The organism is Sulfurimonas sp. (genome assembly GCF_029027405.1).
Lineage (GTDB): Bacteria > Campylobacterota > Campylobacteria > Campylobacterales > Sulfurimonadaceae > Sulfurimonas.
Genome location: NZ_CP093396.1, coordinates 2,376,835 through 2,388,759 on the forward strand (window position 1 = coordinate 2,376,835; position 11,925 = coordinate 2,388,759).

The following is an 11,925-nucleotide window of genomic DNA, read 5'->3' on the forward strand; positions in this document are numbered from 1 at the left end:
TGAGGTATAAACTATGAAAGACATGTTAAAAAATTTTACGATTTTGTATGTGGAAGATGAAGAAATGGTAAGAAAAAGTGCCGTAGAATATCTTAGTAGAGTGTGTAAAAATGTTCTTGAAGCCAAAGATGGCAAAGAGGCTATAAATATATGGAAAGAGCATAAGCCAGATATAATAATTACAGATATTAGCATGCCTAAACTAAACGGTATTGATATGGCAAGTTACATCAGAGCGCATGATAAAGATGTTCAAATCATCATCGCTACTGCTCACTCTGATACTGACTACTTAATCCAAGCAGTTGAACTTCAACTTGTTAAGTACATCATAAAACCAATCACAAAAGACAAACTTATCGGTGCTTTAGAGAAGTCAATCGAACTTATAGAAGATAAAAGTAAATTTAACCTTTTACTTTCAAAAAACTGTGAATATAATGCTTTTGAAAAAGTCATATATACTGATAACAAAGAGATAAAACTTACAAAAAATGAAACTCTATTTCTTGACTTGCTAGCTCATCACCACACAAGAGTTGTAAAGTATGAAGAGATTGAAAATGCTATTTGGGCTTATGAAGGAATGAGTCAAGATGCTATCCGCTCACTTGTTCGTGGCATAAGAAAAAAAGTTCCAGATGGAGCTATAGAAAATATTTCAGGCTCTGGATATAAACTTTACACTTTATAACACTATCTTAAAACACGCTCCACTGTCTGAGTTGTAAACACTTAGTTTTCCTTCTAAGTGTTCTTCGATTATCATTTTTGACATATAAAGTCCCAAACCTGTTCCGCTTTGCTCATCTTTAGTAGAAAAATATGGCTCAAAAATTTTATCTATTATATCTTCATCAACTCCACCACCATTATCACACACATCTACAACAAGTTTTTTGCCTTCACTTTTTGTCGTTATGCTTATTTTTGGATTTTGGATTTTTTTATCTATGAGTATATCTTTTGCATTTTTGATTAGGTTTAACATCACTTGGATAAATTCGTTTTTATATATATGAGTGAGTTCTCTTCCATAAGATTCAACTTCTATCTCAACTCCACCTAATTCCAAAGATTTTTGCATAAGTTTTACACTTGTATTTACTACATTACTAACTAAAACAAACTCTTTTTCTTTATCTGGACGAAAATAGTTTCTAAAATCATCAATAGTCATAGACATAAACTCTAAAAGTTCATTACCCTCTTTTAGTTTTTCATCAAGATACTCTTTTGTTAGTTCTTTGTATTCATAAGCAGACTCAACATTCATAAATAGATAGGACATTTGATTTAGCGGTTGTCTCCATTGATGAGCAATCATACTAAGCATATCCCCCATTTCAGCCATTTTTGACTGCTGTATTAGCATCTTGTCTTTTTGCCTATGTGCATTTAACTCATCTGATACTCTTTGCTCTAGTGACTCATTTAGTTTTACTAACTCACCTTCTCTTTTGTGCACTTCTTCTTGATACTGAGAAAATATTTGGTTAATTTTTCTTGATAAAAGAAGAGATAAAATAACAACAAAAATAACAATAGTTGAAGATGCTTTTAAAATAAGCTCTAACTCGTTATCAAGTATTATCTCTAACTCTCGCTGTTTTTTAAACTCTTGTTTACTCATTCTTGATATTTCAAAACCATAAACTAAGTGCCAATCAAGAGGTTTATAGTATTTAGAGTAGTAGTAATACCCATCTAGTTTATATTTGTACCAAGTTGATTTTTGAGAAAGATTTTTACTAATTATATTTAAGGACTCATCTCCTAAAAAGATTCTCATTTTTTTAGACAAGTAGATTGCCTTTTTGTTATCATAAAGCCCCATAAAATCCGAGCTATCTAGTGGAATACTTTGAACCATACCCAAAAGAGTTGATTTTAAGACTTCCATTTCTTGCATAATATTGATAGCTGAACCAATATACCAACCATACATTTCTAAATCTTTAACAAAAATAACCTGTTTACCAACTCCTTGGTAAAACTTGCCTTCTAAAAAACCTTCAGATTTTTTTTTGATCATCTGAATCTCTTCAAGAACTAGTGATCTTTGATACATTTTATGTAAGTTTTCATTTCTAAAGAGAATATTGTTACCCTTAAAATTCGATATATAAAGAGCTTCTTTGTTTGAACTATAACCCATCTGATTGAAAGAGTCTAAGATTCTCTCTTTTATCTCTATATCGCTCTTTTTACCTTTATACTTTTCATAAATAAATCTAGCATTTTCATAAGCTATATCAATTCTTTTTTGTAACTTAATTTTTATATCTTTATCTACTCTATTATCTTTATAATCAAACAACAAATTAAGTTGTTTCACCCAAATCTCACTCTTATTTTTTTTAGAATCTACATAATCTTTTATAGAACGCTCTTTTATTTTTTGAAAATATAGGTTTACCTTTTCTATATAAAAAGTAGTTATAAAAAAACTAGCAGTTAACACAAGGGCAAGAGGAACAACAACAATAAGGTATGGAATAATTTTTTTCTCATTCACTCTCATTTTAATCTTCACTTGAAATACTCAATATTTTTTTTGGTTTTAATCCTAGCTCTATCATGTTTTGCGCCCGTTTTATGATGTTGCCTTTACCTGTTTTTAGTCTGTTCATGGAAGTGTCGTAAGAATCTTGTGCTTTTTGTAGATGCGAGCCAACTTTAGTCATTTCATCTACAAAAAGAACAAGCTTACCATACATCGCCTCGGCTTCCTCAGCGATTTTTTTGGCATGGTCTTGTTGTTTTTGTGTTCTCCAAATATGCTCTATTGTTTTTAGTGTAACTAAAAGAGTAGATGGAGAAACAACTAAAATATTGCTATCATAAGCCTTTTTAAAAAACTCTCCATCTTGTTCAAGAGCCAACAAAAAAGCGCCCTCTATTGGCATAAATAAAAGAACATAATCAAGTGTATTTACACCTTCAAGTTTGTCGTATTGTTTCGAGCTTAGAGCTTTTATGTGCGTTTTTATTGAAAATATATGCTCTTTTAAAGCTATTGCTCGTTCCTCATCATCATCTTCACTCATAAACCTCTCATAAGCAACTAAAGAAACTTTTGAGTCTATGATAATATCTCTGTCTTGTGGCATATGAATAACTACATCAGGTCTATAAGTTTTACCTTCACTTGATTTTAAAGTTGCCTGTGTTTCATACTCCATACCCTCTCTTAAACCTGACTCTTCTAAGATGCGTTCTAAAATTATTTCTCCCCAATTTCCTTGAGTTTTATTTTCACCTTTTAAAGCATTAGTTAGATTTATAGCATCTTGGGAGAGTTGAATATTCATCTGTTTTAGTCTTAGTAATTCATCTTTAAGTAGATGCCCATCTTTTAACTGAGTAGTAAACTGTTCACGAGATTGTATAGAGAAGTTAGATATTTGTTCTCTAAAAGGTTTTAATAATATTTCAAATTGTTCTTTATGAGTATGGTCAAATTTTTTTGTTTTATCATCAAAAATTTTACTTGCCAAGTTATTAAACTCTAAACCAAGTTCCGCTTTTGCATCTTTAAGAACCTCTAGTTTCTCTTGGGAAAATCTCACCTCATCATCATATCTAGCATTTAAAACTGCCAACTCTAACTTAAAGGCATTCTTTTCTTGAATTACTTTTAAATATAGATAAAACAAAACTAAAATAACGACACCACTAAAACTAAATAGCACCAAATATATATCTAAATTTTGTAAATCCATCTAAATTAAAACCTCTTGTATTTATAAATTTTGTTATTATTATACTATGATTGAACGGAATGAAGGTTTAAATCTTAGTATTGGTACTTTAATTCAGGACATAGACAAAGTATCTGCAAGAAACGCTAGCATTATTTACACAAGTTATACTTAAATTATTTTAATTTTAATAAATTCAAGATTTATTTTGTTTTACTTGGGTATAATTCGCATAATATTTTAGGAGAAGGTGCTTTGCAGTTGGCAAACTTGTATCATCTCCTTAATTACAAGGATTATGATGCAAGAAGAAAATGCACAAACACAAGAAGAAACAAAACAAGAAGAGCCTCAAATTACTTTTGATGATTTAGGTTTAAACAAAGACATGCTAAGAAGCGTAAAACAAGCAGGTTTTACTGTACCGAGTCCTATTCAAGCAGCTGCAATTCCATTTGTACTTCAAGGTAGAGATATCGTAGGTCAAGCACATACAGGTACAGGTAAAACTGCTGCTTTTGGTCTTCCAGCACTAAACAATATTGATGTAAAAAGTGGTGTTGAGATTTTAGTTATTACTCCAACACGCGAACTTGCTACTCAAGTAAGTGATGAGTTATTCAAGTACGGAAGAGGCATAAATGCTAGAACTGTTACAGTTTACGGTGGTAGTTCATACAAAAGACAGATAGACCTTATTGAGCGTGGGGCAAGTGTTGTTGTAGCCACTCCAGGTCGTCTTTTAGACATCTTAAAAAAAGATATGCTTAAAGATTTTTCTCCTAGCATAGTTGTTTTAGATGAAGCTGATGAGATGCTAGATATGGGATTTTTAGATGATATAAATGAAATCTTTTCGTATATTCCTACAAATCGTCAAACTCTACTTTTCTCAGCAACTATGCCTAAACCTATTAAACTTTTAGCAGAACGAATTTTAAATAACCCTGAGTTTATTTCTATAACAAAAGGTGAAACTACAAATGCTGATATTGACCAAGAGTATTATGTAATCGAAGAGAGTGAAAGAGATGATGCAGTTATTCGTCTTATGGATTCTGAGGGAACTAAAAAAGCGATTGTATTTTGTAGAACAAAAAGTGAAGTTGATAGACTAAGTAATGTTTTATCAAATGCTGGGTATTTAGCAAATGGTCTTCATGGAGATATGGAACAACGTCAACGTGAAGCAGTAATAAAAGGTTTTAAAAGCGATTCTATAAAAGTTCTTGTTGCAACTGATGTAGCTGCTCGTGGTATTCATGTAAACAATATTTCCCATGTTTTTAATTATCACATCCCTTTTGACCCTGAGTCTTATGTTCACCGCATCGGTAGAACAGGTCGCGCGGGAACTAAAGGTAAAGCTATAACACTTTTAACTCCACTAGAGTTTAAAGAACTTCAACGAATCAAATCAAAAGTTGGAGCAACTATGACTCACGCTTTTGTTCCAAGTAAAAATGACTTAAGAAGTTCAACTATCGATAAACTTGTTAGTAATGTTGAAAATCAACATATCTATGATGAAGCACATAAAGTTTTAGACAAACTTAGAGAAGATATTGATGAAGAACAAATGGCTTACAAACTTATCTCTATGCTACTTGACCAACAAGATATAAAAGGTCCAAATCAAATCGGAATACCTGCTGATAGATTAGACGCTATTTTAGAGCGTGCTGGAAGAAGAAGAGATACTGGTGGCGGTCGTGGTCGCAGTCGTGGTAGAAGTGGCGGCGGCGGTGGTTACCGTGGCAATAAGCCTCGCTCAGGTGGAGGTGGAAATAGAAACCGTGAGGGTGGAGGAAGTCGTGAAGGTGGTGGTTACAGAGGTAATCGCGATAGAAATCGCTCAAATTCTTCTAGACATAGAGATTAATTCAAAAAAGTTATGCATCTTTTGATATAATCAAAAAATGTATTTCTTTAAAAAAAGTTTTTTTCTACTAAGCATATTTTTTCTTTTTGAGTTGTCAGCATCTGTAACTCAAAAAGACATTTTACTTATACACTCTTACCATAGAGGTTATAAGTGGAGTGATGACATCTCTAAAGTCATCGATAAAAATTTTGATAACAGAGATGATGTATCTCTAACTACTGTCTATATGGACACAAAAAAAGTTGCAACTCCCCTTTACTTTGACAGACTATTTGAACTTTATGATGAACGCTTTAGAAACAGAGGTTTTGATCTTATAATCGCTGCTGACAACAATGCATTAGAGTTTGTCATCAGATATCATGAGCATCTATTTAAAGACTTACCCGTTGTATTTTTAGGTATAAACAACTTTGATGAAGCCATGATTTACGAGAACAATATGCGTTCATACACTACTGGGGTAGTTGAAGCGGTTGATATTAAAAAAAATATAGACCTCATCTTAAACCTTCATCCAAAACTAAAAAAAATTCTCATTATAAATGACCACTCAAGAACAGGTTTCGCCATTAAAAGAGATATATTTAAAGTTCTACCTATTTATAAAAATAGAGTTGAATTTGAATATGTTGATAATATGAAAATATCTAACTTAAAGAACAAGGTAACAAATCTTTCTAAGGATACAGCCATACTTTGGGTTTTACTTTTTCAAGATAAAGCAGGAAAATATTTTACTTATAAAGAGAGTTTAGAAGAAGTAAGAGAGATTTCAAATACCCCAATTTATGGCTTATGGGATTTTTACTTAGGAGAGGGCATCGTTGGTGGAGTTTTAACAAGTGCAGCATCACAAGCAGAGTCAGCATCTATAATGGTTGAAGATTTACTAAAAGGAGTAAATCCAAGAACAGTACCCATCTTAACTAAAAGTCCAAATAAATATATGTTTGATTATAATGAACTTCAAAAATATAAAATACAAATTCCATCTTCTATAAAGAACTATGAAATTATAAACAAACCATTCTCTTTTTATGAAACTTATAAAAAATTGGTTTGGGCAACTATTGGCACTCTTTTCATAATCACAATAATTCTAATCTTACTAACCATAAATGTAAGACGAAGAAAAAAAACTGAACTTGCACTCACAAACCAGCTAAAATTTATCGGTGTTTTGATGGACACTATTCCAAATCCACTAAACTATAAAGATTTAGATGGAGTTTATATAGGTTGTAATAAAGCCTTTGCAGATTTTTTTAACAAAAATAAAGAAGAGATAATAGGAAAGACTGTTTTTGATTTTTTTCAAAAAGATTCTGCTCTAAAGCATCTACAAAAAGATGCGATGCTACTTGACACTCATGGAACAGCGAACTTTGAAGAAACATTTCACTTCTCAGATGGTCGTTCAAGAGTTGTAAGCTATAACAAAACAGTTTATGAGAACATAGATGGTTCTATTGGTGGAATTGTAAGTGTTATGGATGATATTACTAAAAGAATTCAGCAAGAGCAGTTTATGATTCAACAATCTAAACTAGCAGAAATGGGAGAGATGGTTGAAGCTATCGCACACCAATGGAACGAGCCACTGGTAGAACTCTCCGCTATACTTCAAGATATGGAATTTTCTTATGTTCAAGATGAAATGAATGAAAAAAATATGAAAGAGTTCGTAAATGAATCAATGGTTCAAATTCAGTATATGTCACATACTTTAAAAGATTTTAGAAATTTTTTAAAACCTTCTACAAAAAAAGCTATATTTTGTGCTAAAAAAGCTTTAGATGATGTTTTGGAAATTTTAGGAAAACAAATTTTTTACTCTCATATCAAACTAACTGTTTCTTGTAGCAATAAGTCTATAAATGCTTATGGTTACGAGAGTGAATTTAAACAAGTTCTTTTAAATATCATAAACAATGCAAAGAAAAAAATACTATCCGCTAAAAAAGGTAACAATATCAACATAAGCATTAAATCAATAAAAGATTATGCACAAATAAGAATCAGTGATAATGGTGGAGCAATTCCTGGGGATATAATCGGTCTAATTTTTGATGCCTACTTTACTACAAATAAAGATGGAACAGGTCTAGGTCTTTATATGGCAAAGGTAATTATAGAAGATAAAATGAATGGTAAAATCCAAGTTTATAATGATAAAGAAGTTGTTACCTTTGATATAATTGTACCAAGTAAGGAAATGAAAATATGAAAATTCTTCTTCTTGAAGACAACAAACGATTAAACTCAACCATAACAAAAAGATTAAAAGCAAAAGGTTTTGAGGTAAATAACTTTTTAGATGGAGAAGAGGCTTATAAAGCAATCGATGAAGGTTATATATGTTTTGTTTTAGATATTAATACCCCTTCATTAAATGGAATTGAATTACTTAAAAAAATCAGAGAATATAACAAAGACACTCCAGTTATCATCATAAGCTCTACTATTGAGCTTGATGTAATTAAAGATTCTTATAGTTGTGGCTGTAATGACTACTTGAAAAAACCATTTTTTATAGATGAACTTGAAATAAAGATAGAGAAACTTTGTCATATAGATAAAGATGTCATAGAAATTAGTAAAGATTGTAAGTTTTATTTCAAAGATAGTGTTATTGAGATAGAAGGCTTACGAGTACATCTATCAACAAAAGAGCGCAACCTTATAAATTTACTTCTTTCTCAAAGAGGAAAAGTTGTTTCATTTGAGAGCATTCAAACTATCGTATGGGAAGGTAATATCGCTTCTATAGAATCCATTCGCTCACTTGTTAAACGACTAAGAAAGAAACTGCAACTTGACTATATAGAAACTGTTCTTGATGTTGGTTACCTTTTTAAAAATAAAAATTAATAAAATAAAAATGTCATACCTTTGTCATATAGCATCGATACAATACTTCTAACTTAAAATAAGGAAAGTACGATGAAATTGACAAAACTTCTAGGAACACTAGGTTTAGTTTCTGTTTTAGCTGTATCAGCGATAGCTGGTGAGAAAAAAGTAAAATGGAAAATAGCAACAACATGGGGACCAACAGCGGTTCCATTCTCAACTGCTGTAACAAATATGGCAGATATGGTTAACAAAATGAGTGGTGGTAACTTCACTATTAGAGTAGACGCTTCAAACAAACACAAATCTCCATTTGGTGTTTTGGATATGGTGAAGCTTGGACAATATGACATGGCACACTCTGCGTCTTATTATTGGAAAGGTAAAGATATAAATCTTCTTCCATTTACAAGTATGCCTTTTGGTATGACTGCAGCTGAGCAAAACTCTTGGTTTTATTATGGTGGCGGTATGGCGTTGATGGAAAAAGCTTATAAAAAACATAAAGTTTTATCGTTTCCAGGTGGTAACACAGGAAATCAAATGGGCGGTTGGTTTAGAAAAGAAATCAAAAGTGTTGAAGACTTAAAAGGCCTTAAGATGCGTATTCCAGGGTTTGCTGGAGAAGTTATGGCTGAGTTAGGTCTTACTGTTACAAATATCGCTCCAGGTGAGCTTTACACTTCTTTAGAGCGTGGAACTATCGATGCACTAGAATGGGTTGGACCTGGTATGGATATCAACATGGGATTTTACAAAATTGCACCTTTTTACTATACAGGATGGCATGAGCCAGCAACTGAGTTACAATTTTTAGTAAATACTAAAAAATTCAATAAACTTAGTGCTAAAAATAAAGAGATCTTAAGAGTTGCTATGAGATTAGCTGCGTATGATATGTACACAGAAAACTTTTATATGAGTGCTGAAGCTTGGGCGAAAATTGAAAAAGAATATCCAAATATCAAAATCAAAACTTTCCCAAAATCAGTATTTAACGCAATGAAAGCAGCAAACAAAAAATTACTTGCTGAAAAAACTAAAAATAATCCTCTTTTAAAAGAGATTTTAAATTCTCAAAATGCTTATATGAAAAAAGCTAGAGTTTGGAGTGAAATGTCAGATTACACTTACTTAAAAGACAACCTAGAATAAGGATCTAAATGCTATTGAAATTAGAAAAAGCTTTTAATAAGTTTGCTGATTTTATAGGAAATATTACTTCAGTTTTGATGTTGCTAATGATGTTGAATGTGTTTTATGATGTAATCATGAGATACTTTTTTAACTCTGGCTCCATTGGAATGCAGGAAATGGAATGGCATCTATTTTCTGTTGTAATTTTACTAGGAATTTCATACACATTAAAAGAAGATGGACATGTTAGAGTTGATATTATATATGACAATCTAACTCCACAAAAACAGGCAATCATAAACATTGTTGGAACATTTATATTTTTAATTCCTTTTGCCCTACTTATTGGCTTTGGTTCATTAGAATTTGTTTATGAATCATTTTCTTCAAACGAAATAAGTGGTGATCCAGGTGGACTATCTTATAGATGGATAATGAAAGCTTTTATACCTTTTTCGATGTTATTGCTTTCTATAACTGCTATTGGATATATAATTAAAAATATAAATATTTATAAAGGAGCATCGAAATGATTGGTATAGTAATGTTTTTTACAGCACTATTTATGCTTCTGTTTGGTTTTCCTGTTGCTTTTACCTTTGGTGCTGTATCTGTCATCTTTGGTTTTACAGCTGGATTCTTTGAAGCTTTTGCAGCAGATGAAGGTTTTATACAAGGATTACAATACGGTGTAGATATGTTTGCTTTTATGCCTTATCGAATCTGGGCTATTATGAATAACACTATTTTAATGGCGATTCCTCTTTTTATATTTATGGGAATAGTTCTACAAAAAAGTCAGTTAGCAGAGAGACTATTAGAGTCTATGGGTTATCTATTTGGCGAAGTGCGTGGTGGTTTAGCAATTAGCACAGTTTTAGTTGGCTCATTACTAGCAGCATCTACAGGTGTTGTTGGAGCTAGTGTGGTTGCTATGGGAGTTATATCACTTCCTGTTATGATGAAGTACAACTATAACAAAGGCTTAGCAACAGGAACTATCTGTGCATCTGGAACACTAGGGCAAATTATTCCTCCTTCAATAGTTCTTATCATCTTAGGTGATGTTTTTCAAGTTCCTGTTGGTGATTTATTTCAGGCTGCTATATGGCCAGGGTTATTTTTGATAGGTGCATATATTTTATATATTGTTATCTATTCATCTATTAACAAAGAAGCAGCACCTCCTATTGTTCTTGAAAATAATATTGGTTCTAAATCGGAACAAATTATTAAAGCACTAAAAGCTATTATTCCTCCACTTGTACTTATACTACTTGTTTTGGGGTCTATTTTTATGGGCATCGCAACTCCTACTGAATCGGCAGCAGTTGGAGGGATTGGAGCAATAGTCCTTGCATTTTTATATAAATCATTTTCTTTTGATATGGTTCATAATGCTTCAAAAGAAACTGTACAAATAACAGCTATGGTTTTTGGTATTCTTATTGGTGCTACAGCTTTTTCAATGGTTTTTACTTATACTGGTGGGGATATAATTGTAGAAGAATTTATGTTAGGACTTCCAGGTGAAAAATGGGGCTTTTTACTTCTCTCTATGTTTGCAATTATGATTTTAGGATTTTTTATTGATTTTATAGAAATTTCATATATCATTGTACCAATTTTAGTACCTATTGCTGAAGCGATTGGTATAAACCCTGTTTGGTATGCGATTTTAATAGCGATGAATTTACAGACCTCATTTCTCACCCCACCTTTTGGTTTTAGTCTGTTTTACTTAAAAGGTGTCGCCCCTCCAAATGTAAAAACAACAGACATCTATAAAGGGGTAGTTCCTTTTATTATTATTCAAGTAATCGTCTTACTAATGCTTACTTTTTATCCTGAAATATTTGGTATTTCTCAAATATCTCACTAGTCTATTAACCTCGAATTTATTCGAGGTTTAGTAAATATTACTTATGATAATATATATACTAATAAAAGGAGTTTTTATGCATCTGCTAATATATGAAGATGGTGAAATATATATAGAAAAACATGAAAGCGAAATACCTTGGCTAAAAATTTTCACTAAAGAGCCGTACAAAGAATTAGGAGATGTTCCAAAAAAATTACGACTTAAATTATGGGATATTTACGATATTTTAGAATTTGAGATGAAAAATTATTATAAACCTGACAAAATAAATATGGCATCTTTTTCAAATATACTTCCCCGTGTTCACATACATATTATGGCTAGATTTAAAGATGATTCTTATTTTCCAAATCCTATGTGGGGAGAAAAACAAAGAAATGCTAAGTTACATCTTCCCAGTGAAGATGATTTTTTTAAAAAAATTTTTACACTTTTAAATGAAAGAGAATATATTTAGT

At 31.5% G+C, this 11,925-nt stretch carries 10 protein-coding genes; 8 read left to right on the forward strand and 2 right to left on the reverse strand.

The window, feature by feature from the left end:
• Window positions 1–13: 13 nt before the first annotated feature.
• Window positions 14–694, forward strand: a complete 681-nt coding sequence (locus MOV42_RS11530) for a response regulator transcription factor (RefSeq protein WP_324171325.1) — start codon at window positions 14–16, stop codon at window positions 692–694.
• On the opposite strand, the gene MOV42_RS11535 is transcribed toward MOV42_RS11530, so the two are convergent.
• Complete coding sequence (locus MOV42_RS11535) at window positions 689–2,524, reverse strand: cache domain-containing protein (RefSeq protein ID WP_324171326.1); 1,836 nt, start codon at window positions 2,522–2,524, stop codon at window positions 689–691. The genes MOV42_RS11530 and MOV42_RS11535 overlap by 6 nt on opposite strands.
• A gap of 1 nt (window position 2,525) precedes the next feature.
• A complete protein-coding gene (locus MOV42_RS11540; protein WP_324171327.1) occupies window positions 2,526–3,725 on the reverse strand; it encodes a DNA recombination protein RmuC in 1,200 nt (399 codons plus the stop codon).
• Between the two features lie 280 nt (window positions 3,726–4,005).
• Here MOV42_RS11540 and MOV42_RS11545 point away from each other — a divergent pair, with 280 nt between their 5' ends.
• The 7 genes from MOV42_RS11545 (at window position 4,006) to MOV42_RS11575 (ending at window position 11,924) form a co-directional block, all read left to right on the forward strand.
• Window positions 4,006–5,586: a DEAD/DEAH box helicase gene (locus MOV42_RS11545; RefSeq protein ID WP_324171328.1), complete on the forward strand. Its 1,581-nt coding sequence runs from the start codon at window positions 4,006–4,008 to the stop codon at window positions 5,584–5,586.
• Between the two features lie 37 nt (window positions 5,587–5,623).
• Window positions 5,624–7,819: an ABC transporter substrate binding protein gene (locus tag MOV42_RS11550; protein WP_324171329.1), complete on the forward strand. Its 2,196-nt coding sequence runs from the start codon at window positions 5,624–5,626 to the stop codon at window positions 7,817–7,819.
• Window positions 7,816–8,463 (forward strand): response regulator transcription factor, encoded by a 648-nt coding sequence (locus MOV42_RS11555; protein WP_324171330.1) that lies wholly within the window; start codon window positions 7,816–7,818, stop codon window positions 8,461–8,463. The genes MOV42_RS11550 and MOV42_RS11555 overlap by 4 nt, the downstream gene beginning before the upstream one ends.
• A gap of 72 nt (window positions 8,464–8,535) precedes the next feature.
• Window positions 8,536–9,600, forward strand: coding sequence for a TRAP transporter substrate-binding protein (locus MOV42_RS11560; RefSeq protein ID WP_324171331.1), 1,065 nt, complete (start codon window positions 8,536–8,538; stop codon window positions 9,598–9,600).
• 8 nt (window positions 9,601–9,608) lie between these two features.
• On the forward strand, window positions 9,609–10,115 hold the full coding sequence (locus tag MOV42_RS11565; protein ID WP_324171332.1) for a TRAP transporter small permease subunit: 507 nt from the start codon (window positions 9,609–9,611) through the stop codon (window positions 10,113–10,115).
• Window positions 10,112–11,464, forward strand: a complete 1,353-nt coding sequence (locus MOV42_RS11570; protein ID WP_324171333.1) for a TRAP transporter large permease subunit — start codon at window positions 10,112–10,114, stop codon at window positions 11,462–11,464. Before MOV42_RS11565 ends, MOV42_RS11570 begins: the two co-directional genes overlap by 4 nt.
• 76 nt (window positions 11,465–11,540) lie before the next feature.
• Window positions 11,541–11,924, forward strand: a complete 384-nt coding sequence (locus tag MOV42_RS11575; protein ID WP_324171334.1) for an HIT family protein — start codon at window positions 11,541–11,543, stop codon at window positions 11,922–11,924.
• Window position 11,925: the final 1 nt, after the last annotated feature.